The organism is Catonella morbi ATCC 51271 (assembly GCF_000160035.2).
Lineage (GTDB): Bacteria > Bacillota > Clostridia > Lachnospirales > Lachnospiraceae > Catonella > Catonella morbi.
In genome coordinates this window covers 13134-39642 of record NZ_KI535368.1, presented here as the reverse complement: position 1 = coordinate 39642, position 26509 = coordinate 13134, and the positions used below count along the sequence as shown (strand labels likewise).

Here is a 26509-nt window from a genome sequence, read left to right as displayed (position 1 = left end):
TTAATACTCCCTCCTGTTTGCTAATTCCTCATAAATCAATCGGTAATTCCTATATCTGCTTTCGGAAATTTTTCCTTCTGCCAGGGCTTTCTTCACACCGCAGTCCCTTTCTCCTATATGTATACATCCGTTAAACTTACAGTCTTCCGTGTATTCCGCAAACTCAGGAAAATAGTCCTTCAGTTCTATTTTGTCCACATCAAAGAGCTCCAAACTTCCAAATCCCGGTGTATCACAGATATAACCGCCTTGTCCTATGTAAAAAAGCTCGGCATGTCTGGTTGTCTGTTTACCTCTTTCTATCTTCCTGCTTATTTCACCTGTCTCCATGTCGGCTTCAGGTGCAAGGTAGTTTGTAAGCGTAGATTTGCCTACACCTGAAGGACCTGCAAGTACTGTAAACTTCCCCTTTAGGAAATCTTTAAGTTCATCAAGTCCTTTTTCTTCTTTCACGCTTATTTCAATCACCTTGTAATATTTAGAATAAACTGAAGTAAGCTCCTTAATCTTATCTTCATCAGTTAAATCACTTTTGCTTATCGCAATAGCCACCGGAATATTCTTAATTTCCATCATGGTTAAAAATTTATCAAGCAAGTTAAGGTTTGGCTCGGGTTTTGCGCCGGCAAATATTATAAGAGCCTGATCCGGATTGGCAACAGCAGGACGGATGAGAAAAGAATTTCTTTCTTTTATTTCTGTCAGATTACCCTTCTTATTCTCACCGTCCAGTATTTCAACTTCTGCAATATCTCCAACCAGAGGCTTAATTCCCTTATTTCTGAAAACTCCTCTGGCTCTGCACTCATAAACATCTTCACCGTTATGGACATAATAGAAACCCGCAATAGCTTTAATTATTCTGCCTTCCATTAGTTTTCAGCCTTACTCCAGTTTGTGATACGCCATACTTTACCGTCATAAACTTCACCGTTTACTAAGAGATAGCATACCGCTTCGCTTTCACTTGAACTGGTAATATCATCAATCTGAAGCGGGAAGTCTTCATCACTTACAGTTCCTGAATATACAGTCTTAGTCTTGCCATCCTGATCCATCTTAACTACTATATCGCCGCTTTCTCCGGCCTCTGCAAAAGGACTTTCATCTATTGTAAGTGAAGCAGAATATGTGTAGGTAACAGGCTTAGGTCCTTTACTTATGCTTAAAACTATCGTAGTTCCCCTATCTGCCTCATTGCCTCCCGCAATACTCTGGCTTATTACATTACCTTTTTCTGCGCTGTCATCTTCCTTATAAGCTATAGACACCTTAAAACCTGAATTGTTAAGTATTGTAGTAGCATCTGCCTCAGACTTTCCAAGCACATTCGGAACAAGTTCTTTCTTATTTTCAGGGCCGCTACTTACTACAATAGTTACAGTATCTCCCTCTTTAACCTCAGTACCTGCTGTCGGGATAGTATCGATTACTTTTCCCTTCTCAACTGTTTCGCTTGGTTTTTCCTGTGTATTTACAACAAATTTCATGTCTTCAAGAGTTGAGGTTGCGGTTTCCTTTGATATATTTTTTACATCAGGTACAGTCTGACTGTCATCACCCTTACTTACAATGATAAGAACCTTATCATCTTTTTTAATCTCAGTACCCTCAGCAGGTGTTACATCCATAACCTTTTCTTTTTCAACATCTTTTGAACTCTCATACTTGGATTTATAGTTAGTAATTCCTGCATCAGCGAGAATAGCCATGGCTTCCGTGAGAGTATGTCCCTTAACTTCAGGAACTTTTACCTTGTCAGTCTTTGAAGACGTTTCAGAAGCTATTGAGGAAGAGGATGCTGTATGACTTGAAGCTGTTTTGCCGGAAGACGAACTATCCCCGCCATTGCTAAACAGATTAAATCCCTTCATCAAAAGCACGATTACTACTATTGCAAGTATAACAATAGCTGCAATTCCTCCGAAAAGAATAAGTTTTTCCATCTTAGGATCCATAGATTCTTCTTCATCCTCCGGAACTTCCCTTACCTCACGCGGTTCACGCTTTCTTACCTTCTCATTCGTTCTGTTATTTCTGTCAGTATTGTATCTTCCTTTTTTAATAGTCTCCAACTCCTCTCCCGAAATATTAATTGTAGGAGAATCCGTAACAACTGCCTGATTAAAATCTACATAGTCTCCTTCCGGTTCGGAAACTGCCTTCCTTAAATCCGCTATAAGCTCAGTTGCGGTAAGGTATCTGCGTTCAGGCTTCTTCTGCATACATTTCTGAACTATTTTTTCAATGCTTGCAGGTATCTCAGGATCAAGTTCTCTAAGCGGTACGGCTTCCTCATTTATATGTAAAAGTGCAACCGAAACCGTATTATCCGCAGCAAACGGCATCTTACCCGATATCATTTCATAAAGGGTAACACCCAAAGAATATATATCGCTCTTCTCATCCGAATATCCTCCTCTTGCCTGTTCCGGAGAAATATAGTGAACAGAGCCGACCGCCTGACCGGCTGCAATAGTATTGGAAGTTGCTGCCTTGGCTATACCAAAGTCAGTTACTTTTACCTTGCCTTCTTTGGAAATAATGATATTCTGCGGCTTAATATCCCTGTGAATGATATGGTTTGCATGGGCAGCTTCCATACCCTGGGCTATCTGAATCGCTATCCCTACAGCTTCTTTAAGTTCCAGTTTGCCTTTTCTCTCAATAAATTTCTTAAGAGTTATGCCTTCAACAAGTTCCATGACTATATAATGCAGGCCTTCATCTTCTCCTACATCATATACATTAACTATATTAGGATGAGAAAGTCCCGCCGCGGACTGAGCCTCAGCTCTGAACTTCATAACAAAATTCTTGTCGGAGCTGTATTCTTCTTTAAGAACCTTTATTGCTACCTGTCTGCTAAGTCTGTTATCCACTGCGTTATAAACATCAGCCATTCCGCCTGAGCCTACTAAACTGATTATTTCATAACGCCCACCTATCAATTTGCCTTTATTTAACATATTACACCTCTATCATTACTACTGTTGCATCATCTTTTCCGCCATTACGCACAGCAGTTTCTATAAGTATACTACAAATTTCTGACAATTCTTTGTCAGCTGCGGCTATTTCTTCTATATTTCTTTCGTCCATCATATTGGAAACTCCGTCTGAGCAAAGGAAAACTCTGTCTCCCTTTTCAAGCTGAACCTCAAAAAAATCTGCTTCAACATCCGGTTCCGCACCCAAAGCCCTTGTAACCTTATTCTTATGCGGATTAAACCTCGCTTCTTCTTTTTTAATTATTCCGCTCTTAACCATCTCTTCAACCACAGAATGGTCCTCTGTAATCTGAGTCAATCTTCCCTTTTGAACCACATAGAGCCTTGAATCACCGACATTGGCAATATATAAAATACCATCCTTAATCGTTGCCAATACAACTGTAGTGCCACAGCCTTTCAGTTCTTCATTTGTCTTGGTTTTCTCCCTAATTCCTTCATTAGCAGCTTTTATTGCTGACCTTATGGTAGAAATTATTGAACCTCCCCTATTATTAAGAATATAATCCTTCACATTTTCTACGCAAAATTTTGAGGCAAAATCCCCCCCATTGTGGCCTCCCAGTCCATCTGCCACAATGAACAGATTGGGAAGCTCTCCCACTGCCTCTTCTTCACATAGAAAACAATCCTGATTTACACTTCTGTTTTTTCCTGCTCTGGTTTCAGAAAATGATTTCATCTGTGCAATCTCCCTTCTATACATATATAACACTGTAAACTGTGTCTATTCATAAACCGCCTCTCACTCAGTATTTTCCATATACTCTTTACGAAGTTGTCCGCAGGCTGCATCTATATCCTGCCCCATCTCTTCTCTAATAGTAACATTTATTCCTCTATTTTCAAGTATTTTTTTAAACCTGATTACTCCCTTAGGTGTTGAACTCCTATAGGTTCTTTCTTTAATAGGATTAACCGGAATTAAATTGACATGACAGTTCTTTCCTTTTAATAAGACCGCCAGTTTTTCTGCATTTTCCGGTGTATCATTTTCCCCGTCTATCAGGCTGTATTCGTATGAAATTCTTCTTCCGGTCTTATCAAAATAATAGTCCGTAGCCTCCATAATCTCGGATATTGTATACTTATTAGCTATCGGCATTATTCTTTTTCTGTCCTCATCCGTAGGTGCATGAAGGGAAATTGCAAGTGTGATTGCAAATTTTTTGTCTGCCAATCTTTTTATATTTTCAGTCAATCCGCAGGTAGAAACAGTTATGTTTCTCTGACTTATGTTTAATCCTTTTTCATCAGTTAAAAGCTCTATAAACTTGATAAGATTATCAAAATTATCCAGCGGCTCACCTGTGCCCATTACAACTACATTACTCACTCTTTCGCCTGTTTCTCTCTGAATTGTATAGATTTGAGAGAGCATTTCAGAAGGAGCAAGCTGCCTTGACAGCCCTAAAAGAGTTGATGCGCAGAAGGTACATCCCATCCTGCAGCCTACCTGGGATGAAATACAGACAGAATTGCCATACCTGTATTTCATAAGCACACTTTCTATAACATAACCATCATAGAGCTTAAACACAAATTTAGAGGTATCACCGGAAGCCGAATCCTTCCTTGCCACTTCCGTAAGTTCGGGAAAGGGTAATCTTTCACTCAGTTTATTCCTAAGTGCCAACGGGACATTTGTCATCTCATCATAGCCTTTAACCAGCTTCTTATGTATCCACTCATAAATCTGTTTTGTCCTGAATGCCGGTTCACCAAGCTCTTTTATAAGACTTGCCAGCTCATCAAAATTCAGGCTTACAATATCATTTCTTACCTCTGTCAAACTATTCTTCCCTCATAAATTCTGAAATAAAAAATCCATCTGTACCAAGCTCTCCCGGAAGCAGTCTTATATAGCCTTTTTCCGCTTCCGATATAAGTCTGCCGCCTGCTTTGTATCTTACTACACTATCCTTTATTTTATCCGAAAAATCCACAGGTGAAAAGCCGGAAAATTCTGAAATGAACTTAAAATTTTCTTCATTTTCAAGTTTACTCATTGTACAGGTGGAGAATATAAGATATCCGCCTTTTTTTACATATTTCCCGGCATTTTCTAAGATTTCACGCTGAAGCTTCGCAAGTTCTTTTATTTTATTCCCGGTAATATTGTATTTTATATCACGCTTTCTGCCAATAACACCGAGTCCCGAGCAAGGCAGGTCACAAATTACCAGGTCAAAATCTTCCTCAAATTTCTTATTAAATACAGTGGCATCATTTACCATTGTAATTACCTTTTTAATACCCATCCTGTTTATATTTTCTTCTATCAAACCGGTCTTTTTTTCAGAAATATCACAGGCTGTAATCCTCTCTGCTTCAGGCTTTTCTGCCATAAGTAAGGTCTTGCCTCCCGGCGCGGCACAGATGTCAAGTACCTTTGCATTTTGCGGAAGTTCTGCTATTTTCCCAATGAACTGTGAACTCTCATCCTGGATAACAAAGTCTCCGTTTTCAAAGCTTTCCAAAAAGTTCAGGCTGTCAAGCTCCAATATTTTAAGGCTTTCGGGAAATACCGTATCCGTACTTACCTTCACATCTTCCTCAGTCAGTTTCTTTACAAGTTCTTCTCTTGTAAGCCTTGTCCCATTAACCCTTGCAACAATGGGCTGCTTTTTTTCAAAAGCTTCTAAAATTTCTTCAGCCTGCACATTGCCGTATTCTTTTATAAAATGCTCTGTAACTTCCTTTGGCATAGAGTATTTTACTTCAAGGTATCTGATATATTCCTTATCTTTATCAGGAAGAGCGATGTTTTCTCTATTCCTTGCTATATTTCTCAGTACTCCGTTTACAAAGCCCGAAAGTCCTGCAAGTCCACGCTTTTTAGCCAGTTTTACCGCCTCATTTATAGCTGCACTGTCCGGAACCCTGTCCATAAAAAATATCTGATAGACTGCAGTTTCCATAAGTATTTTTATAATCGGCTTCAGCTTTTTTACGGGAGTTTTTGAAAAACTGTTTATCACAAAGTCAAGGTAAATCATTTTTTCAATACTTCCCTCATAAAGCCTTGTTATAAAGCCTCTTGAAGCTTTATCAAGGTAAAGATAGTTATCAAGAGTGTCCTTAAGTACTATATGACCAGGCTTACCGTCTTTTAACGACAGAAACATATCAAGCACTATTTCTCTTTCATTTACCGCCAAATCCGCCTCCAAACTCCTTACCCGCCTCAATATGAGTTCCTTTAAGAAAATCTCCGGCAGGCATTCTCTTCTTACCCTCAAGTTGAACTTCAAAGATTTCCAGAGCATTTTCTCCGCAACCCACAACAAAGCTGTCTTTACCAACCCTCAGCACGCTTCCTGCCTTTCCCTTTTCAGCCACCGGCTTTGCTCTCCATATTTTTAAGGTCTTACCGCCCAGAGTAGTATATGCACTTGGCCAAGGGTTCATTCCTCTTACAAAGCAGTCAAGTTCTGCTGCTGTCCTTGTAAAGTCTATAAGCCCCATATCCTTTGTAAGCATTTTGGCATAATCGGTAGGGCTGTCACCCTGTTTTTCAGGTGTTATACTGCCTTTTTCAAGACCTTCAAGTGTTTCTAAAAGTGTTTCTGCCCCTAATGCCATCAATTTATCAAAAAGACTGCCCGAAGTCTCATCCTCCGCTAACTTAATTGATTTTTTTAGAAGGATGTCTCCGGTATCAATTCCTTTGTCCATAAGCATGGAAGTAACTCCGCTTTCTTTCTCGCCGTCAAGCACCGCCCACTGAATAGGAGCAGCCCCCCTGTACTTGGGAAGTAAGGATCCATGTATATTTACGCAGCCATATTTCGGAATTTCAAGTATGCTCTCCGGTATAATCTGTCCAAAGGCAATTACAACAATTACATCCGGCTTATAATCTCTGATAATTTCTACAAATTCGGGTTCTCTTACCTTTACGGGCTGATAGACTTTTATACCCTTTTCTACAGCAATAGTCTTAACCGTCGGAGGCGTAAGCTCTCCTTTCCTTCCTTTAGGCTTATCCGGCTGGGTCACTACAGCAAGTATTTCATGCTCCGAGTCTATAAGTGCTTCAAGGGAAGCTGCCGCAAAATCAGGTGTTCCCATAAAAATTACTTTCATTAATTCTCCTCTTCCACAGGAAGTCCTGCTGCTATCTCCGCTTCTCTTTCAGCCTCGGCATCTCCCGCATTATACACATTTCCTATAACTTTTTCTGTATATATATGTCCGTCTAAATGCTCGTTTTCATGTACCATTGCTCTTGCAAAAAGCCCTTCTCCTTCTATGATGTACTCTTCAAACTCTCTGTTAAGCGCTTTCATTTTCACATATTCAGGTCTGGTAACTATACCTGCTTTGCCCGGCACACTGAGACAGCCTTCGCTTCCTGTCTGCTCCCCGCTTGTTTCAAGAATTTCAGGGTTGATGAAAACAAAGGGCTCATTTCTGTCTTCCGAGCAGTCAATTACAAAAAGTCTTTTAAGTACACCTACCTGTGGTGCCGCAAGTCCTACTCCGTCAGCATCATACATAGTCTCAAGCATATCATCTATTAAAGTCTGTATCTTATCGGAATTTTCTTTTATCTCTCTTGCTCTTTTGTTAAGGATTTCATCTCCGACAATTCTTATGTTTCTAAGCGCCATTACTCCTCCATTATATCTTGTAATTTATTGCTTTAGTTTCAACTTTCTTTTGCCTAACGGCACCGCTCGCGCGTAAAGTGTGTGTTTGCACACACTTTTATATAAAATTATTCTTACTATTATACCATTATATCCTATCTTCTGTAAAGTTTATGGATTTCCCTGTGGCTCAAAATCAAACTGTACACTTACTTTATTAAAATGAGGATTTTCTTTTGTGTATATTTCAACCTGGTTTTTAGCCCTGACCAACTCATTTCTGACGCTTGATTTCAGGTAAATTATCTTTCTGTATATATCCCTTATCTTGGGTATAGCCGCCCAAACAGGACCGTTTACAGTTACTTCTTCCGATTTTTCACCTTTTAAATAGCCTGCAAGTACTTCTCCCGCCCTTGTTACCTCTTCAGGTTTTACCGAATAGAGGATAATTCCTAACAGATGCTTCTCCGGCGGATATTCGCCAAGCTTTCTGTAATGTATTTCTTTGGTATAAAATTCCTTGTAATTACCTGTGGCTGCCGACTGAATTGCATAATGCTCGGGCTTATAGGTCTGGATAACCACTTCTCCTCTGTATCTTCCTCTCCCCGCTCTTCCTGCTGCCTGTACAAGAAGCTCATAAGTAGTCTCTGCCGCCCTGAAATCTCCCAAAAACAGCGATAAATCTGCGGCAAGAATCCCTACCAATGTCACCTTTTCAAAGTCATGCCCCTTAACTATCATCTGTGTGCCGATGAGGATATCCGCCTCTCCCTTCTTAAATTTCTCAATAATAGCCTCATGTCCATATTTTCCTGTAGTTGTATCCCCATCCATCCTAAGAACTCTCGCTACGGGAAAGTCATTTTTTACTATTTCTTCAACTTTTTCAGTACCAAGCCCAAAGGTACTTATATACGGAGACTCGCATTTAGGGCACTTATCCGGCATCTTCTCTTCATAACCGCAATAATGGCAGATTAATCTGTCAGGTCTGTGAAAGGTAAGACTCACATCACAATGAGGGCATTTGACAGCCTCTCCGCAACTTCTGCAGGAAACAAAGCCTGCATAGCCTCTTCTGTTGATAAATAATATTGTCTGCTCTTTTTTTGCAAGCCTGTCCTTGATAAGCTCTGAAAGTTTTTTACTTATAATAGATTTGTTGCCCGCCCTCAGTTCTTCTCTGAGATCAACCACTTCTATCTCGGGAAGCAAGGCTCCTGCCGGACGTTCAGTAAGCATAAGCACTTCTATTTTTTTATCCGATGCAAGCTTTACCGCTTCAAGGCTGGGTGTTGCAGAACCAAGTATGACTGCCGCATTTTCTTTTCCCGCTCTGTATAGGGCTGTTTCCCTCGCATGATATCTGGGAGTCTTGGAACTTTTGTAGCTTCCTTCATGCTCCTCATCCACTATTATAAGCCCAAGGTTCGAAAACGGTGTAAATAGGGCAGATCTTGGCCCTACTATAATATCTATATCCCCGTTTTTAGCTCTTAAATACTGATCATAGCGCTCTCCCTGTGACATTTTGGAATTCATTACAGATATTCTCTCTCCAAATCTTGCAGAAAGTCTTTCCACCATTTGAAAACTGAGAGCAATCTCAGGAATCAGGAAGATTACCTGTCTGCCCGACCGGATAACTTCCTCCATTATTTCCATATATACTTCCGTCTTGCCGCTTCCTGTTATTCCAAACAGAAGATACCTGCCCATAATACCCGATTTATAATCATTTACTACCTTATCAACCGCTCTTTTCTGCTCCTCACCAAGCTCTGCCTTACCGGTATTCTTATCACTTATTTTTACAGGTTTTCTATATAACAGCTCCTCTTTTATCTCTATTATCCCATCCTTAACCAGAGATTTAAAAGCAGAGGCGGCAGACTTTTCATTTTTTATAAAGTTTTCATAACTAAATTCACCTTCTATAGCCTTCGCTAAAATTTTAGTCTTTAAGGAGTATTTTTTTCTTTCAAACTCTTTCAGCTTTTCTGCCGCTTCATCTCTGTCCGTTAAAAGCGATACTGTTCTTGCCTTTATATGATTAACCTTCTTAGGTGCCTGAAGTACAGAGCGCAGAGCCTCGTTCATACTTCCGCCGTAATTATTTTTTAACCAACAAGCCAGCTCTATAAGTTTAGTTTCTATATTAACCGAATTTTCGGATTTCATTAAAATATCTTTAATGAGATGCTTATCCACCTCAGTATCTTCTTTTATTTCCACTACATAGGCCTTTGTTTCCCTGTTTCCCATCCCAAAAGGCACTATAACCTCAGCACCTATGAGATTCTCTGCATCACCCAAATGCTCAGGCACCCTGTAACAAAAGGTCTTATCCAATTTATCTACAGAAATTCCGATTACAACCTCGGCATACACTTAACCACCCCATTCCCTGTAAATACCCCAAAGCAGGCTTACAATGTCTTAACAAACACAAAGGGCAGTCGCATTTCGGATAATTCCTTCTGCAACAGCCCTCTTCCGGTTAACCCAATTAATTTGGGCAATACTTATTTCTCTTCTTCCGCTTCTTCTCCGCCAACAATCTTAACTTTCTCATGATAAAGCTCATCTACAGCTACCGAAAGAGGCTTGCTCTTTTCATCGGCTGCGACATAAGGCTCTGAGCCCGATATTATCTGTCTTGCTCTCCTTGCTGTGGCAAGTACTATGGAATAACGGCTGTTTACTAATTTGTTCTCGCCCTCTTCCACATCTTTGTTGGCAACTTCCATAAGGTCTGAATAAGATGGATGTAACATCATAATGATTATTATTCCTTTCTATTTTTACTAACATTACTCTCAGGTACTTAACTAAAAGCTCTTCTTCAGGTCATCGGTCAGAATATCTACAAATTCTCCGAGTCTTTCTCTCTTGTGAGAAGCCGCCTGAATAATATGGTGAATATCACTTACGGCATCCTCAAGGTCATCATTTATCACAATGTACTCATAGTTTTCAATAAACGCTGTCTCCTCTGCCGCCCTCTTAAGCCTTTTCTTTATGATCTCAGTTTCTTCTGTCCCTCTGCCTATGAGTCTGTTTTCAAGCTCTTTTACATTGGGAGGTACGATAAAAATCAGTACCGCTTCGGGATACTGCGCTTTAACCTTAAGTGCACCCTGCGGCTCTATCTCAAGGATAACATCTTCCCCCCCGGCAAGTCTTTCTTCTACATATTCTCTCGGAGTACCATAGAAATTGCTGACATACTCAGCCCATTCTATAAGACCATTATTCTCTATCATACTATGGAATTCTTCTCTTGTCAAAAAGAAATATTCTCTTCCATGTACTTCTCCCTGTCTCGGAGCTCTGGAAGTAGCCGATACAGACAAAGCATAGCCTTCCTTCTCAACTAACTTCTTAACTATAGTTCCCTTTCCTACTCCCGAAAATCCGGAGATTACAGAAAGCACACCCGCTCTTTTCATATATTTTATTTCCTTAATCTGTTAATATTTCATAAACTATTATTTTACTACTCTTCATTAGCCCAGTCAAGAGTACATTTCACAGCCCTTTTCCAGCCTTTAAGCTTCTTCTCCCTTTTTTCACCTTCCATATCAGGTTCAAAAAGCCTTCCTAACTGCCAGTTTTTCCTTATTTCATCCTTGCTTTCATAATAACCTGTAGCCAAGCCCGCAAGATAAGCTGCACCAAGTGCAGTAGTTTCTACACAATGCGGTCTTCTTACAAAAGTATCCATTATATCAGCCTGAAACTGCATAAGAAAGTTATTGGCAGAAGCTCCTCCATCTACTTTAAGCCCCTTGATTTTTACTCCGGCATCCTCCTCCATTGCCCTAAATACATCGCAGGACTGATATGCTATTGACTCCAGAGTAGCTCTTATAAGATGTTCTTTTGTTATTCCTCTGGTAAGTCCAAATATAGAACCTCTGGCATATTGATTCCAGTACGGAGCACCCATACCTGTAAAAGCAGGTACAACATAAACTCCTTCAGTATCTTCTACGGCTTCTGCATATTCTTCGGATTGTGCCGAAGTTTTTATCATCCTTAATCCATCCCTCAGCCACTGTACGGAAGCTCCTGCCACAAACACACTTCCTTCAAGTGCATACTCAGGTACATCGCTTGTACTTGCGGCTATGGTAGTCAAAAGCCCTGCTTTTGAATGTATGGCTTCGTTTCCCGTATTCATAAGTATGAAACTTCCGGTACCGAAAGTATTCTTGACATCTCCCTTATCAAAACAGCATTGTCCAAAAAGTGCGGCCTGCTGGTCTCCTGCCGCCCCTGCTATAGGTATACCCCCTCCAAATAGCGCATGATTGGTTTCCCCATATATACAGGAGCTTGGCTTTACTTCAGGAAGCATGCTCTCAGGAATGTCAAATATTTTAAGAATCTGCTTATCCCATTCCAGCTTATGTATATTATAAAGCATTGTCCTTGAAGCATTGCTATAGTCGGTTACATGTACTTTCTTGCCGGAAAGATTCCAGATAAGCCAGGTGTCTATGGTTCCAAAAAGCAGCTTGCCTTCCTCCGCTTTTTGTCTTGCCCCTCTTATGTTATCCAGTATCCAAGCAACCTTACTTGCGGAAAAATATGCATCCGGCACCAGCCCGGTAGCTTCTCTGATATAATATCCATTTCCTTCTTTAACTATTCTGTCTATAAGATGAGCAGTACGTCTGCACTGCCATACAATGGCATTGCAGACGGGTTCTCCTGTTTCTTTGTCCCAGACTACAGTTGTCTCCCTTTGGTTGGTTATGCCTATTGCCCCAATATCTTCATAGGTTGCCCCCACATTAACCATAGCTTCTATAGCTGTTGCAAACTGAGAGGACCAGATTTCTATCGGGTTATGCTCTACCCATCCGGGTTCGGGATAAATCTGCGTAAACTCCTTCTGTGCCATAGAAACTATATTACCGTTTTTATCAAATATTATACTTCTTGAACTTGTGGTTCCCTGGTCAAGTGCCATCAAATATTTCCCCATAATACCTCCTTAACTTAACTGCCATCTTGCCCTGCTTCCATTTTCATCTTTGGTGACAATAAGCTGTTCTTCTATTTCCTGTTTTAATTCACTTACATGTGAAATGATTCCGATAAGCTTTGAACCGCCGGCCATATTTTTAAGTATCTTTACAGCCTGATTTCTGGAATTGTCATCCAGAGTTCCAAAGCCTTCATCCACAAACATCATTTCAAGATTGACCGCACCGCTTCTTTCCTGAATCCGGTCTGCCATTCCAAGTGCCAGAGATAGAGCAGCCATAAAGGACTCTCCGCCCGAAAGAGTTCGCACATCCCTGCATTTTCCGTTAAGTGCAGAGTATACCATAAGGTCAAGTCCCCTGTTCTTTCCTTCACCGGCCTTTTCAAGTCCATAGGTTCTAAGTTCGAACTGACCTGCTGACATATTGGCAAACCTTTTATTCGCAGAAACCAATATTTTTTCAAGATACTTTCTCTGCACAAAGGTTTCTATGTCCATTCTTGCACCGCTCACATTACCTGAAAGCTTAGCATAGAGATTATTTATAATGCCGTATTCCTCTGACGCAGCCCCTCTTTCTGCAAGTGCCGAATCCAGTTTTTTAAGAATATCTTCATCTGTTTTGTATTCAGCCCTCATTTCTTCAAGCTCTGTATGTAAGTTCTTATAAGCCTCTTCCACCGACTCAAATTCTTTTTGTAATTCCGATACATCCGGTTTTACCTTATCTTTGGTGGCTTCCTTCATTTTTATGACCATATTCTCAGAGGCTGTTTTATTACCTGCGTATGTATTGATTATACTCTGAAATTCATCTTTTTCAATTTTTTTATGCTCTTTTACAATGTCTTGCCATTCATTTTCAGATAGATTCTTATTTTCCATAGTATTGGCATATTCAAGCCTCTTAGTCTCCACGGTCTTTTCAAGCAAAGGAAGGTCAGCTTCAAGCTTTACTATAAGGGTTTCCGTACGTTCTTTAAGACTCTTTGCCTCTTTAGCCTTATTTTCAAACTCTTTGTATACGGTCTCCGTTTTTATTTTTTCTCTCTCTTTAACAGCCTCTGCCTCAAGAGCTTCTTCCTTGGTATTATATTCAAGTCCTGCTTCAAGCTCTTTTATAACCGAATCTATGCCGGAAAGCTCTTTGGCTGTCTCCGCCTCTTTTTCTCTTGCTGCCTCCTCAGCCTGCCTTAGAAGGTTTTTCTTCTCTCCCGCTGTAGAGAGCTTTTCTTCTATGGATTTTATCTCTTTTATTTTAATATCCAGTTCACTAAGCTCTTTTTGATGTTTATCCGAGAATAGTTTAATTCCAGCCCCTAATTTTTCTAAATCAGTGTTATCCTCACCTGAAGTTTCGCATTCAAACGCAAAAAGTTCTTCATTTATAAGTCTTATCAGTTTTTTCTTATCTGCTGTTAAGTATCCTTCTCTCTCTGTTATCTTTATCTTACAGCCTTCAAGTTTAGAAAGTCCGGTATTTACTTTATCTTTAAGTCCCGATACCCTTTCTTCAAGTTTATCCACTTCTTCCTTGGTTATCTCATCTTCTCCCTCTGTAAGCTTACAGGGAGAAGGATGGGAAACAGAGCCGCACACCGGACAAGGCTCTCCCTCTTTCAGTAAATCTCTTGCTATTATCCCTGCCCTCAAATCATAAAAAAGCCTTCGTTTGGAAATAAGTTCATCTTCTGCTGACTTAAACCTGTTAAATTCAACTTCATAAGCATTTTGATACTTTTTCAGCTTATTTTTCTCCAGTGCTAATTCCCTGACAGCTTCTGTTAAAGCCTTAAGCTCGTTGTCAGCCTTTTCACAACTGTGCACTTTATTTTCTGCCACAGAATACATTTTTTCAAAGACAGAAAGTTCTTTTACAGCCTCATTCCATGACTGTTCAAGGCTTTCAAAATTCTCAAGTCTTAGCTTAGCCTCTTCTCTCTCCTTTGCAGCCTTTTCTCTTTCCGCCTCTTTTCCTGTTTTATCTTTTTTTCTGGCCTCAATATTATTAAAGCTTTCCAGATTCTTTCTGACTTTTTCGGATATCCTGTTAAACTCTTCTACTGCCGTAGAATATCCCATCTTCGCAACTTCTTCCTTTTTACACAAATCTTCGTAATTAAGAGTAAGTTCCGGTAATTTTGATTTTTTTAACTTTAATTCAGTTGCAGCTTCCAAAAAACTTTTATCCGCTTCAACAAAGCCGGTATGACAGTTATTAATTTCATACGCAGCCTCTATATCTTTAGCCAGTTTTGTGAGTTTTACTATCTCTTCTTTTTTTGATTCAAGTTCCTTAACTTCAAGCTCAGCCTTCTCAAGCTCCGCAAATAGCCCTAAAAGCTGTTCTCCTTCAGCCAGTTCCCTTGTTTTTTTATCTCTCTTTGCAAAAAGTTCCTTATCTTCTGTCTCTTTAGTTTTTATTATTTTGTTCAACTCTTTACAAAGATTAAAAAGACTAAGCCTTGCTTTTTCAATATCTGTTATATCTGTCTCCTTTTTAGTATCAAAGAAATTATAACCTTCCCTCATAGCTTCAGGCACTCTGATTCCGCTTATAAGCAGTTTACACTGAGAGGTAAATTCCTTAAGCAAGGTCTTTTTATCATCACTTTTAAGCTTTAATTCCTTAATTATATTCTGATATATTTCAGTATTGAAAAGCTTTCTGAATATAGCCTGTTTATCACTTCCTCTGAGCACTTCCATAAACTCACCCTGTGCTATCATTGAAACCTGCATAAACTGATTCTTGGTAAGTTTGATTATTTCTTCTATTTTAGAGTTGGTTTCTTTTAAGTTCTGTGAATATTCGGTATTATCCGGGAAAAAAAGCGAAACCTTCTCCTTTTCATCTGTATAACCCTCTCGTCCCTTTTTGTAAGGCCTTATATGTTTGGGAATTCTCCTGACCTTATATTCTTCTTCTGTACTTCCCACTTTTTCCGTAAAAGTAAATTCTACAAAGGGTTCATTTCCATAATCCACAAACTGACTTTGAAGTTCTTCTCCCGACTTTTTGTTATATCCCGAGCTTGCTTCTCCGAAAAGTGCAAAAACAATGGCATCAAATATAGTGGTTTTCCCTGCTCCCGTATCTCCTGTAATCAGAAATAAATGCTGTTTCGACTTTGTAAAATCAATCTCAGTATTTTTGCCGTAAGAGCCAAAGGCCTGCATAACAAGTTTCTTAGGTCTCATCTGCTACACCCCCTTCAGCCCATTTATAATATCAGTCAAGAGACTCTCCTCTTTATCATTTAATTCATTTAAGAATATCCTGCAATTATCTATTTCACTCAGTTCATCCGAAATCTTAGTTAAAGCCTCATACTCTCTCCTAATTACAACTTCTTTCCTTATTTCAAGTAAATTAGGGAACTTATCTCTTATTCTGTCACCTGTATCTGTATCAGCCGCCTCATCTGTCAAAATAACAGTTACATAGTCATCAGATGCCTTGTCTAAGACTTCATCAAGGCTTCCCTTTACTACCCTCACTTCTCTCAGAGGTTTAAGCGGTATAATTTCAGTATTTATTCTGCCTTTTTCAAGAAGCTCTACCATAACTATGCCCTTAGTCTGTCCTGCCTCGCTTACCGAGCAGGCAAGCGGAGTTCCGCAGTATCTATGGCAGTCTCCAAGCACTTTAAGGGGCTTATGAATATGCCCTAAAGCCGCATAATCAAACTTTTGCAATACCTCAGCCTCAACCATATCTATATTCCCGACTGTTATGATTTCCGAATCCATCCTGTCTACTTCTTCAGGATTTTTCCCGACAGGCACATAATACTGATGGCTTACCAATACATTTCTCTCGTTTTCATCTATATTTTCTCTGTCAATCAACCTGCGGACAGCCTCATCATAAGAGAGATTGTTTTCATTTTCCTCAAGTCCGAATACATTTCTTACAAATGACGGGCGCACAAAAGGAAGAAGGTAAAAATTTACCTTCCCATATTCATCACAAAATTCCGCTTTTTCAATAAATTCATCGGCTGTTCTTGGCGGAAGTCCTATCAGATGCAGGTTATGTCCTGAAAGTACCTCTCTGAACTGGTTGATACGCACGGCACTGTCATGATTGCCGCTTATCACCATTACAGACATAGCAGGCGCTGCCGCAACCAACTTTGATATAAATTTATCAAAGATTTCTATTGCATCTGACGAAGGTACCGCATTGTTGTAAATATCACCTGCTATGACTATTGCATCAGGCTTTTTTAAACCCACTTCTTTTACTATTTCATTCAAAATATATCGTTGATCTTCACTTAAATCTTTATTCATAAGTTTTAGACCTATGTGCAAATCTGAAATATGAAAAAATCTCATTAAAAACTCCCCGGTTATATGACTTAAATACCTAATTTTTCATCCCGTATTTTTCCAAGTTTACCTTATTGTTTACTACCTCAATCCCGTCTTCCCTAAGTCTTTTAGCCTGTTCGTCTAATCCTCCGAAGGCAAAAGAGCCTGAGCATTCCCCCTTGGAATTTACTACCCTGAAGCAGGGAATAGCCTCGGGATCGGGATTCTTGTGAAGAGCATTGCCTACTGCCCTTGCCATCTTTCTGTCCCCTGCCATTTCTGCTATCTGCGCATAGGTGGCTACCTTTCCCTTGGGAATTTTCTTCACAGCCTTATATATACGCTTAGTCGGAGAGTCTGTAATCAAGGCATAGCTCTCCGCTATCATAGTCTTAATATCTTTTTCCGGAATAGAACCGTCTAAAATAATTGTGTTCCAATGTTCTTTATTCTGATGCCATCCCGCTATAACTGACTTAAACGCCTTTCTCCAGAAATCTCTCCACTCAGGAGAGACTTTTACATTGAGATTTATATAACCTTCTCTTTCATATACCCAAAGAAAAGCTTTTTTACTCTCTTTAACTCTGATTAACTGCCAGTTTGTATCCTTAAAAGGCATCTCCATATATGCATCCGAAAATGTAAGCCCATAAGCTATGGCTTCTTCTCTGGTTGTCATCATTTTCCCTCATCAATTAAACTTATACACTTTTCTTGCTACTTCATAACCCCAGATTATTATCTTTCTGCCGCCCTTACCCGGCATACCCATAATAGCTCCCAATAATGTATGCTTAATCATTCGGTTCATCTTAGGATTTTCTTTTTTAAGATATCTCCATATTTCCTTCTTCTTTTCGAGATTCTCCGCTTTACCTGATTTAATAAGGAAAACCGTACATATAGTCATCATCATCGCAAGGTAATTGGTCATATACCTTTTAAGTCTTGGCTCTTTTATTTTTGACAAGTCATGTGAATCTATCATGATTTTAGTAACTTTAATCTGCTGTTCTATCCTGCTTATCATTACCTTTTCATTTACCGACTGGTCTTCTCTGCCTATGAAATACCTGTAAAAATCCACATCCATATAATACATGGTTTTAACATAAGGAAGAGGTGTATATACAAAAATATTATCCACATAGAAGGTATGCTCAGGAAGCCTCAGTCCTATCTCTTTAAGCAGGCTTGTCCTGTAAAATACCGAATGCATAAGTATATACTGGGAGTTTCTGATTTTACCCACATCCGACCAGGTAAAGAACTTATTCTCCGGCAGACAGCCCGTATATCTCATCGTACTCGGTTCTTCACCGACCTTCTCATATACATAGTTGCAAATAAGCATATCTAAAGCTTTATTTCCTCTTATTACCGAGCGAAGCAAATCCATAACCTTGGCAAGAGCCTCTGTATCCACCCAGTCATCAGAATCCACTACCTTAAAAAACACTCCCGTAGCATTCTCAAGCCCTGTATTTACCGCCTGTCCATGTCCTCCGTTTTCCTGATGTATGGCTTTAACTATAGTAGGAAACTTTTTCTCATAATCCTTAGCTATTTCTAAGGTATTATCCTTTGTCGAACCGTCATCTACCACTATAATCTCTATGTCTTCCCCACCGGTAAGAAGAGTATCTATGGCATGGCTCATATATTCCGCTGAATTATAGCAAGGTATTGCAACACTTAAAACTTTCATTATACCATCCTTTCACAAAGCTCTAAGGCTTTCTCTGTAATTGCATCCATATTGTAGTATTTATATTCCGCAAGTCTTCCCAGCAGATGAAGATTCTTGTAATCTGCCGCAAGTTTTGCATATTTCTCATACAAAGCTTTATTCTCATCATTTAAGATAGCGTAATAAGGTAAAAGTCCTGTACCCGGCACAAAGTTAAGGGAATACTCCTTCATTATAGTCGTACCCTTCACCTTTTGCCCCGTCATCTTCTTAAACTCGGTTATTCTGGTAAAGTCCTCATTAACCGTATAGTTTACAACTGCCTCAGGCTGATAAGAATCTGTATTATGATAACTGAACTCAAACCTTAATGACCTGTAAGGCAAAGCTCCGAAACAGCGGTCAAAGAGTTCATCTGTCATTCCCGTGAAAATAACCTCTCCGTTAAACTCTGTACACTCAAATAATATCCTGCCATCTTCAAATTTAAGGCAGTCTTTGGCGGAAGTACTGAGCCTTATGTCAATATTGGGATGAGCAAGCATGTTTTCAAAAAGCTTAGTGTAACCGCTTCCCGGCATAGCCTGATATTCATCCGTAAAATATCCGTCTTTCTCAGTCAAAATAACAGGAACTCTGGCCGTAACCACCTCATCTATTTCATTAGGCTTCACTCCCCACTGCTTTCCGGTGTATTTAACAAAGACATTTTCATACACGTAATCAGCAAGCTCCCTTATATCTTTATCATCATTTTCACGAAGTTTAAGAATCGGGATAGAAGTCTCCCTTCCATATGCCTTTATCAGTTTTTCTATAAGATTCTCAGCCTTTTCCTTTTCATATACCATTCTTATGCTGTTTAGATTGAAAGGAATCGGGATAAATTTACCGTATATATTTCCTACTACCTTGTGATGATAGGGAACCCACTCAGTAAACCGTCCCAGAAAATCGTAGACGGTTTTATTCTTTGTGTGGAAAATATGCGGACCATAGGTATGTATCAGCACTCCCTGTTCATCAAGTTCATCATAGGCATTGCCTCCGATATGAGTTCTTTCCTCTATTACAAGAACCCTCTTGCCTTTTTCTGCGAGCCTTCTAGCCGAAACCGCACCGGCATAACCTGCACCCACGATAATTATATCATACATAAAAAACCTCCTAGTCTAAAGCAGATATAAATATATTTCCCGCTTCCTTAAATATATTTTCTGCTTCTTTTTTACCCATCAAGCTCTTTTTACCGGTCTTTACATCCATAACCTCAATATTCTGAGGTGTATAAGCCACAATTAATACAGCTTTATTATCATCCTTTATCGCAATTACAGGATTTCCTCTGCCTATATAGTAAAGTATATCGTCGAAGTCCACACCCGAAAGATTGATAGGAGTCAGTTCCGGCTGAGACTTGAGTATATCTATTATATCATTACTTTTATACAAGTCTTCAGTGGAAATATATATTCCCTTAGAGGTCAGGAAAAGCCTTATTGCAGAATGTATACTGTCATCTTCTTCATAAATATAGTCTACATCCACATCTTCCACCTTTGCGGATGTATTTATCCTGCCACGTTCCCATACAAGATTTCCTGTCATATCGAGTACATATCCCATACCTTTGTCCGCAAGTTTTATCATATCCGCAGCTTTATAGGATGAGGCCGAAAAATCACCCGATACATTGGCAAAGTATTTGTATTTATTTTCCTTACCGTCTTCACCCAGCCTAATGGTTAAATCCCTGGTTATCACAGTATTTAGGGTAGAACTGCTTACTTCAGGCGATTTCTCAAGCTTTAGCCCGTAAGGAAGAGTAAGATAATATTCTGTTAAATATTTATCTGTTCTTCGGTCGACCACCGTAACTTCCTTATTTGACTTTGCAATATTATTAAGTATATGGTCAGTCTTAATTCTTGTTAACCTGCCCCCCTGTTTCTTCACCCTTTCAAGCTCAATAATATCATTTACTACATTAATTCCTGTGATATAAATATTCTTTTTAGCATATTTTTTCAGAATTTTTCCGTTCACATCAGAAATTATCAGCTTCTTGTAAGGAATGATTATATTTCCGTCCTTGCCGTTTATTATATCTTTCTCATAAGCCTCTCCATAGACGAAGTTTCCTGAAATCTTACCAAGCAACCGTAATACGGTCTTCTTCTCGGCTTCTATCTCCGTTGTTTTTCTGGTCTCAAGATCCATAACTATAAGTTTCTTTACCTTGGTTACATCCGGAGTTTCCTGCCATACTATATGGTTGTTCTCAGAAAGTGCCAGATAAGAATCTCCCGAAACATTATCCGACATAACAGACAGTTTTCTCTTTATAAGACTATAGGAGTATATCTTGTCATACAAAGAAAAATAGAAAAAGCTCTCTGAACTTACAAAACTGAAATCAGACAAACTTCCCTTAAAAAACTGTGCCGGAAGATTTACCGGTATATATGCCTGTTCTTCTATTCTGTCATCCCCTCTTAAGTACTTATAGAGTATAATACCGGTTTTACCCTCATACACTCCACGGTTCATATACCCGTATACAATAAAATACAGGTCTCCGGTATCCTCTATTCTTAATACCTTAATAGAATGGTTATCATAATAAGTTCTTTCATCCGAAAAATCCTCTCCTAAAAACGAGAATATTCTTCTCATTTTATTTTCTTCGGTTTCATAATACCATAGGTCTCTTTCTCTTGAAAATGCAATATACTTATTCTCTTTATCAAGCTTACAGTCATTACCTATATTAGCCGTAATACCAAGCTTTAACTGACTTTTGGAAACCGATGTTTTTTCGGGATTGTAGATTTCTTCTACCCGTCTTTCAAATGCCAGTAAATAAGTCACATTTTCAACTCTGTTCACCCTGTAATATTCCTTCACAAAATAATAATTAGGAACTTCTCCGGCTGTCTTAGCTATGTATTTATATACTATTCCCGATGTATTTTCCGAATTTTCGGTTACGGTTATAACCGGAGTTGTAAGATGTTCCAAAGATATCTTCCCCCAGGTTACAACATCATATGAAGAATGAATATTTACATAGTTAAAGCTCATGTTATCCATACTTCCATTAGTCTCAAGATAAGGTTTTATAGCCTTTTCATCAGTCTTGCTTAGGGTTGCTTCGAAAAATTTCTTTACAAAATTATAGTTCTCCGTAAATTTATCGCCTTTGGTAAATTTAACAGTAGTAAAGAATATGAACTTTCTTCCGTCTTCATTGATTAGCCTTAGTTTAAGAACAAATTCACTGCCACGGGACAGTTCTGTATCAAGCTTTAGTGAAACTCTTTTCTTACCTGCTTCATCCGTAGCCGGAGCATCTGCTTCTCCGCTTGCTATAATGACATTATCTGTTTTATCCTTAACTTCATATTCTATTCTGGATATACTGTTGTTATAAACATTAATCAGAAAATCTATCCTTTTGTTATTTTCCAAAGGAGTGATTTCCTGTCTTATGCCAAAACTGTCAACTTCCTGTCCATAGCCGTGAAGCAGATTAATTTCTTTATCTCCCCTGAGCATACTGACAGTGGGAAAACTTGCATCAGACATCTCGGTAGTCTCTATCTTGCCTGTATATGAAGTCTCCTTGATATTGCTTATAAAATATCCTGCCGATAATATAAATAAAAGTATGGCAATTATCAGCTTATAAATAATTTTCTGCATTAAATCTCTCCAAACTCTTTTCCTTTAGGCTGAATGGCAAAACTTAGTTTTTCACCGCTTACCGGATGGACAAATGACAGTTCTACCGCCTCAAGTGCCGGATCTTTCCATCCATCTGTAAGCTTATAATCATCGTTATATTTTGTATCACCGACTATTCCGTTAAATATCTGCGAAAGCTGAAGTCTTATCTGATGATGTCTGCCTGTTATAAGGTCAACCTGAACCAAAGCCTTATTACCTGCTGTTTTTATCACCTTATAATTAAGCTCTGCCCTTTCCGCCCCTTTACTTTCTTTCTCTGCTATAGTAGAAATATTTTTCACTTTATCTGCCGCAATATAGTCAATTCTCTTCTTTTCCACATTTATCTCAGGTGTACATCTCTCAGGGGTAAAACTTACAACTGCCATATATCTCTTGGTGAGCTTGTTTTCAGCAATTTGTTTTGAAAGTCCCGCTGCAGCCCTCCCTGTCTTTGCATAAACCATTATTCCCCTTACATTTCTGTCAAGACGGTGCACTACTGCTATATATGGTTCTTTACCGATACTTTGCTTATTTTTTCTTGCAGATATTACCAGATGCTTTTTTAGTTCCCTTACAAGGTCTTTATTGCCGTCTTTGTCACCCTGAGAGAGGATTCCCACAGGTTTTACACAGACTATTATATCTTCATCTTCATACAGTATAGGTATATCTGTCATCATAGCTTAAACCTGTATCCAACTCCCCAGATAGTTTCAATATACTGCGGATTTGTTGTGTCCTCTTCTATTTTTTCTCTGATTTTCTTGATATGTACTGTTACTGTAGCTATATCTCCTACCGATTCCATTCCCCATACCTCCCTGAAGAGTTCTTCTTTAGAGTATACATGGTTTGGATTATCCGCTAAAAATGTAAGCAGGTCAAACTCCTTTGTCGTGAAGCTTTTTTCTTCATCATTTACAAAAATTCTCCTTGCCGTACGGTCTATTCTGATTCCTCTTACAGTAATGAAACTGTTTTTTTCATCTGAAGAATTAACCAGCCTTTCATATCTTGCAAGGTGGGCTTTAACCCTTGCCACAAGCTCACTCGGACTGAAGGGTTTTGATAAATAGTCATCTGCTCCGAGTCCGAGTCCCCTTATTTTATCTATATCATCTTTTTTAGCCGACACCATTAAAATAGGAATTTTTTTCTCTTTTCTTATTTCTTTGCATATTTCAAAACCGTCTTTTCCCGGAAGCATCACATCTAAAAGAATTAAATCAAAGTCTTCTTTAAGTGCCTTTTCAAGACCTTTTTCACCGTTTCCCTCTATAACCACTTCAAAATCCGAAAGTTCCAGATAGTCTTTCTCAATTTCCGCTATTGCTTCTTCATCTTCTATTATCAATATTTTACTCATTTTTCTCCTCTCCGGTATAAAACGGAATTTTACATCCTATAATCTCATGAACAACTTATTGCTTCTGTTTTGTTCCTTTTTATTCAAAATTTCTTTAGAAGTTGTAAACTCTGCATTTCTTAAAAGTATAATTATCTTAGTGCCCTGACCTTCTGTGCTTTCTGCCCAAACCCTGCCGTTATGGTCTTCAATTATTTTTTTTACAATGGCAAGACCGAGACCGCTTCCTCCTATCTTTGAATTTCTTGATTCATCTCCCCTGTACATTCTTTCAAAAATTTTTGCGAGACTGTCCTTAGGAATACCTATACCGTTGTCCTCCAGCTCAATTTTTACAAAATCAGATTTCGGACTCACTCTTATGTCAATTCTTCCTTTTCTGTCATTTGCCGCATATTTTTTAGAGTTGGAAACGAGATTATTGATAACACGTTTGAGCTGGTCCGCATCCGCTATTACTTCCAGCTTTCCTTCATAAGGATGGAAATATACTTCAAAGTCATTTATTTCCAAATCAGTCCTTATTTCTTCAAATCCTTCTTCCAGATACTCATTTATGTCTAATGTAATAAAATTATATGATATCTCATCCATGTCAATTTTGGCATAGGTTGAAAGTTCATCTATAAGACTGTTCATTTCTACAGCCTTAGAATAAATTATGCTCAAATATTTATCCTGCTTTTCGGGGGTATTGGCGACTCCCTCTCTGAGCCCTTCTGTATAACCTTTAATTACTGTAAGCGGAGTTTTTAAGTCATGTGAAATATTCACTATCATTTCCTTCATATTCTGCTTTTTTTTAAGATTATCCTTCAAAAGCTCTTTGATATGCCTTCTCATATTATTAAAATCAGCTGAGAGCTCACCTATTTCATCCTTCTTATGCCCGGTTACTTCTGTGTCCAAATCTCCCGCAATTATATGCTTTGTAGAATTTCTCAGGCTGTTTATAGGTTTGGCTATACTTGTATACAACCAGTAGGAAAGCAAAAGTCCCGTAAGCAACATAATAACCACAAAGCTTGCCATAAGCTGTCCCCAGACTGACTTAGAATCTGCTTCCAATTCTGAGATATCTGTGACAAAGAAAACTTCCATTCCTTTCTCAGATCTTCCCAAATACCTCACTATTACCTGAAAACTGTCATCCTCAAAGTATCCCCTGCTTTCTCCGATTTCATAGGTGTAGGCCGGAAATTCATAGCCAATTTTATTATAAAGCTTCATATTTTTACCGTAAATCAGCTTATTATCCTTTGTAATGTAAATATATGAATACTTTTTACTTATTTTCTCTGAAAATTTTTCCAGATACACCTTATCATCCAGACAATCCGGAGAATTCTTAAGGCATAGCTCAAGTTCATTATAATCATCCGCTATTATTCTGCTTATATAACTCATAGGGTTAGCTATGGATGCTATCATCCCCGTTTTTTCACCGGCAGACTTATCACCATCCATAGAAAATCTCGTCTTTATTATCATAAAAAATGATACATTGATAAGAATCAGCGGTATTACCATTACCACCATAAATGATACTCCTATTCTTCCTCTCAGTTTCATTTTTTACCTCACAAATTTCTCTCTTATATAAAGATACACTATATCAGTATAACATAAAATATGTTTCTTATCACTTGTTTTAAATTATTGTAAGATAATCTTAAGTAATATCTTTATTGACTTTTATTCACCTGTAATTCCGTATAAACTTCCCGCACAATACGAAAAGCTTCCGCCTCAATTTGAGGGGAAGCTCTTTACATAAAATAATAAATATGAACTTTTATCTGTATTTGTAATAATCCTGTCCGTTATGATGGAACAAATGATGAAGGGTATTGTCGAACCACGAAGATGCTCTCGCCGTAGTATATCTTTTTGCTACAAAAGCAATTGCTCCCTTTGAATAATCACCATTTTTCAGAACCTTGTCTACAGCCTTCTTTGTTTCCTTGGTAGCCTGACATTTCCAAAATCTTCCACCCGGCTTAACAGGTGAGAACTGGTAAACTCCCGTTCTCGGATTGTGGGCCATTACCACTCCTGTTACTGTATTTGGGAAACTCTTGTTCTTAACTCTGTTAAGTACAACACTTGCCACAAAAAGCTTACTTTTCTCATCCATATAACCAACTTCGGACTGTACAAGACGGTAGAGATTTTCCTTGTCCTTATCAGTCATTTTGATATTATATGCATTTTTATCAGCTTCGGTTTTTTTCTTAGCCTCTTCGGCTTTTTTCTTGGCTTCCTCAGCTTTTTTCTTAGCCTCTTCGGCTTTTTTCTTAGCTTCTTCAGCCTTTTTTTCCTCTTCGGCTCTTTTAGCCGCTTCCTTCTTTGCTTCCTCTCTTTTAGCCTCTTCTTCAGCTATTTTCCTTGCTTCTTCTTCAGCCTTTTTTGCTTCTTCCGCCTTATTATTCTCTTCTTCAGATTGCAACTCCTGAGAAGGTACTTCCTCACTCTTTTCCTCAGAAATCTTCAAAGTTGCCTCTGTCTGCGGACTGTCTGCCTTTGCACTGTATAAGTTGGCAGGCAGCAACATACTGAAGGATAGACAGACTGTTGCGGCTCCTAAGAAGAATACTCTAAATGCTTTCTTCATTACACTCTCCTAAAATTTTAAGTTCATATTACATTTAATAGTTTATGTAGATATTTCAAATATATTACAAAATTATTACATAACCTATGTTCGTAAGTATAACCACCAAAATCTGTCTTGTCAACAATAATGGCATATTTGGGGGCTTCGGTGAACAATTATATGGCTAA

At 38.7% G+C, this 26509-nt stretch carries 21 protein-coding genes; all 21 read right to left on the bottom strand.

Annotation, left to right across the window (positions count from 1 at the left end; all coding sequences use genetic code 11):
• Positions 1-873 (bottom strand): ribosome small subunit-dependent GTPase A, encoded by an 873-nt coding sequence (gene rsgA / locus GCWU000282_RS07285; RefSeq protein ID WP_023354415.1) that lies wholly within the window; start codon positions 871-873, stop codon positions 1-3.
• Entirely contained in the window at positions 873-2969 is a 2097-nt protein-coding gene (gene pknB / locus GCWU000282_RS07280; protein ID WP_023354414.1) for a Stk1 family PASTA domain-containing Ser/Thr kinase, read from the bottom strand. The genes rsgA and pknB overlap by 1 nt, the downstream gene beginning before the upstream one ends.
• A gap of 1 nt (position 2970) precedes the next feature.
• Positions 2971-3693: a Stp1/IreP family PP2C-type Ser/Thr phosphatase gene (locus GCWU000282_RS07275; RefSeq protein ID WP_035039978.1), complete on the bottom strand. Its 723-nt coding sequence runs from the start codon at positions 3691-3693 to the stop codon at positions 2971-2973.
• Positions 3694-3756: 63 nt separating this feature from the next.
• Complete coding sequence (gene rlmN, locus GCWU000282_RS07270; protein WP_023354412.1) at positions 3757-4803, bottom strand: 23S rRNA (adenine(2503)-C(2))-methyltransferase RlmN; 1047 nt, start codon at positions 4801-4803, stop codon at positions 3757-3759.
• 1 nt (position 4804) lies between these two features.
• On the bottom strand, positions 4805-6172 hold the full coding sequence (gene rsmB, locus GCWU000282_RS07265) for a 16S rRNA (cytosine(967)-C(5))-methyltransferase RsmB (RefSeq protein WP_023354411.1): 1368 nt from the start codon (positions 6170-6172) through the stop codon (positions 4805-4807).
• On the bottom strand, positions 6159-7100 hold the full coding sequence (gene fmt, locus GCWU000282_RS07260; RefSeq protein ID WP_023354410.1) for a methionyl-tRNA formyltransferase: 942 nt from the start codon (positions 7098-7100) through the stop codon (positions 6159-6161). Before fmt ends, rsmB begins: the two co-directional genes overlap by 14 nt.
• Positions 7100-7627: a peptide deformylase gene (def, locus tag GCWU000282_RS07255; protein ID WP_023354409.1), complete on the bottom strand. Its 528-nt coding sequence runs from the start codon at positions 7625-7627 to the stop codon at positions 7100-7102. Before def ends, fmt begins: the two co-directional genes overlap by 1 nt.
• Positions 7628-7777: 150 nt before the next feature.
• Entirely contained in the window at positions 7778-10003 is a 2226-nt protein-coding gene (gene priA, locus GCWU000282_RS07250; RefSeq protein WP_023354408.1) for a replication restart helicase PriA, read from the bottom strand.
• A gap of 134 nt (positions 10004-10137) precedes the next feature.
• Positions 10138-10389, bottom strand: coding sequence for a DNA-directed RNA polymerase subunit omega (gene rpoZ, locus GCWU000282_RS07245; RefSeq protein WP_035040267.1), 252 nt, complete (start codon positions 10387-10389; stop codon positions 10138-10140).
• 54 nt (positions 10390-10443) lie between these two features.
• Positions 10444-11064 carry a guanylate kinase gene (gene gmk / locus GCWU000282_RS07240; RefSeq protein ID WP_023354406.1) on the bottom strand — a complete coding sequence of 207 codons (621 nt, stop codon included), beginning with the start codon at positions 11062-11064 and terminating at the stop codon, positions 10444-10446.
• 47 nt (positions 11065-11111) lie between these two features.
• Positions 11112-12608, bottom strand: coding sequence for a glycerol kinase GlpK (gene glpK / locus GCWU000282_RS07235; RefSeq protein WP_023354405.1), 1497 nt, complete (start codon positions 12606-12608; stop codon positions 11112-11114).
• Positions 12609-12617: 9 nt separating this feature from the next.
• Entirely contained in the window at positions 12618-15812 is a 3195-nt protein-coding gene (locus GCWU000282_RS07230) for an AAA family ATPase (RefSeq protein WP_023354404.1), read from the bottom strand.
• A 3-nt stretch (positions 15813-15815) separates the two neighbouring features.
• The gene (locus GCWU000282_RS07225) at positions 15816-16955 is read right to left on the bottom strand and encodes an exonuclease SbcCD subunit D (RefSeq protein ID WP_023354403.1); all 1140 of its coding nucleotides are present in this window, start codon (positions 16953-16955) and stop codon (positions 15816-15818) included.
• Positions 16956-16986: 31 nt separating this feature from the next.
• Positions 16987-17613 (bottom strand): methylated-DNA--[protein]-cysteine S-methyltransferase, encoded by a 627-nt coding sequence (locus GCWU000282_RS07220; RefSeq protein WP_035039974.1) that lies wholly within the window; start codon positions 17611-17613, stop codon positions 16987-16989.
• A gap of 12 nt (positions 17614-17625) precedes the next feature.
• Positions 17626-18642, bottom strand: a complete 1017-nt coding sequence (locus tag GCWU000282_RS07215) for a glycosyltransferase family 2 protein (RefSeq protein ID WP_023354401.1) — start codon at positions 18640-18642, stop codon at positions 17626-17628.
• Positions 18642-19781, bottom strand: a complete 1140-nt coding sequence (gene glf, locus GCWU000282_RS07210) for a UDP-galactopyranose mutase (protein WP_023354400.1) — start codon at positions 19779-19781, stop codon at positions 18642-18644. The genes GCWU000282_RS07215 and glf overlap by 1 nt, the downstream gene beginning before the upstream one ends.
• A 10-nt stretch (positions 19782-19791) precedes the next feature.
• A complete protein-coding gene (locus tag GCWU000282_RS07205) occupies positions 19792-22329 on the bottom strand; it encodes a hypothetical protein (RefSeq protein ID WP_023354399.1) in 2538 nt (845 codons plus the stop codon).
• Positions 22329-23039: an RluA family pseudouridine synthase gene (locus GCWU000282_RS07200; RefSeq protein WP_023354398.1), complete on the bottom strand. Its 711-nt coding sequence runs from the start codon at positions 23037-23039 to the stop codon at positions 22329-22331. The genes GCWU000282_RS07205 and GCWU000282_RS07200 overlap by 1 nt, the downstream gene beginning before the upstream one ends.
• Positions 23036-23725 (bottom strand): response regulator transcription factor, encoded by a 690-nt coding sequence (locus GCWU000282_RS07195; RefSeq protein WP_023354397.1) that lies wholly within the window; start codon positions 23723-23725, stop codon positions 23036-23038. Before GCWU000282_RS07195 ends, GCWU000282_RS07200 begins: the two co-directional genes overlap by 4 nt.
• A gap of 36 nt (positions 23726-23761) precedes the next feature.
• Positions 23762-25297: a sensor histidine kinase gene (locus GCWU000282_RS07190; protein WP_023354396.1), complete on the bottom strand. Its 1536-nt coding sequence runs from the start codon at positions 25295-25297 to the stop codon at positions 23762-23764.
• Positions 25298-25520: 223 nt separating this feature from the next.
• Positions 25521-26339: a cell wall hydrolase gene (locus tag GCWU000282_RS07185; RefSeq protein ID WP_023354395.1), complete on the bottom strand. Its 819-nt coding sequence runs from the start codon at positions 26337-26339 to the stop codon at positions 25521-25523.
• Between the last annotated feature and the right edge of the window lie 170 nt (positions 26340-26509).

Excerpts from the sequence above, each read along its gene's own strand:
- GCWU000282_RS07225 (WP_023354403.1), bottom strand. The coding sequence starts at position 16,955 with ATGAGATTTTTTCATATTTCAGATTTGCACATAGGTCTAAAACTTATG.
- gmk (WP_023354406.1), bottom strand. The coding sequence starts at position 11,064 with ATGAAAAGAGCGGGTGTGCTTTCTGTAATCTCCGGATTTTCGGGAGTA.
- GCWU000282_RS07275 (WP_035039978.1), bottom strand. The coding sequence starts at position 3,693 with ATGAAATCATTTTCTGAAACCAGAGCAGGAAAAAACAGAAGTGTAAAT.
- glf (WP_023354400.1), bottom strand. The coding sequence starts at position 19,781 with ATGTATGATATAATTATCGTGGGTGCAGGTTATGCCGGTGCGGTTTCG.
- GCWU000282_RS07185 (WP_023354395.1), bottom strand. The coding sequence starts at position 26,339 with ATGAAGAAAGCATTTAGAGTATTCTTCTTAGGAGCCGCAACAGTCTGT.
- GCWU000282_RS07200 (WP_023354398.1), bottom strand. The coding sequence starts at position 23,039 with ATGATGACAGATATACCTATACTGTATGAAGATGAAGATATAATAGTC.
- rsgA (WP_023354415.1), bottom strand. The coding sequence starts at position 873 with ATGGAAGGCAGAATAATTAAAGCTATTGCGGGTTTCTATTATGTCCAT.
- GCWU000282_RS07230 (WP_023354404.1), bottom strand. The coding sequence starts at position 15,812 with ATGAGACCTAAGAAACTTGTTATGCAGGCCTTTGGCTCTTACGGCAAA.
- rpoZ (WP_035040267.1), bottom strand. The coding sequence starts at position 10,389 with ATGTTACATCCATCTTATTCAGACCTTATGGAAGTTGCCAACAAAGAT.
- GCWU000282_RS07215 (WP_023354401.1), bottom strand. The coding sequence starts at position 18,642 with ATGAAAGTTTTAAGTGTTGCAATACCTTGCTATAATTCAGCGGAATAT.
- GCWU000282_RS07205 (WP_023354399.1), bottom strand. The coding sequence starts at position 22,329 with ATGCAGAAAATTATTTATAAGCTGATAATTGCCATACTTTTATTTATA.
- GCWU000282_RS07220 (WP_035039974.1), bottom strand. The coding sequence starts at position 17,613 with ATGACAACCAGAGAAGAAGCCATAGCTTATGGGCTTACATTTTCGGAT.
- GCWU000282_RS07190 (WP_023354396.1), bottom strand. The coding sequence starts at position 25,297 with ATGAAACTGAGAGGAAGAATAGGAGTATCATTTATGGTGGTAATGGTA.
- fmt (WP_023354410.1), bottom strand. The coding sequence starts at position 7,100 with ATGAAAGTAATTTTTATGGGAACACCTGATTTTGCGGCAGCTTCCCTT.
- glpK (WP_023354405.1), bottom strand. The coding sequence starts at position 12,608 with ATGGGGAAATATTTGATGGCACTTGACCAGGGAACCACAAGTTCAAGA.
- pknB (WP_023354414.1), bottom strand. The coding sequence starts at position 2,969 with ATGTTAAATAAAGGCAAATTGATAGGTGGGCGTTATGAAATAATCAGT.
- def (WP_023354409.1), bottom strand. The coding sequence starts at position 7,627 with ATGGCGCTTAGAAACATAAGAATTGTCGGAGATGAAATCCTTAACAAA.
- GCWU000282_RS07195 (WP_023354397.1), bottom strand. The coding sequence starts at position 23,725 with ATGAGTAAAATATTGATAATAGAAGATGAAGAAGCAATAGCGGAAATT.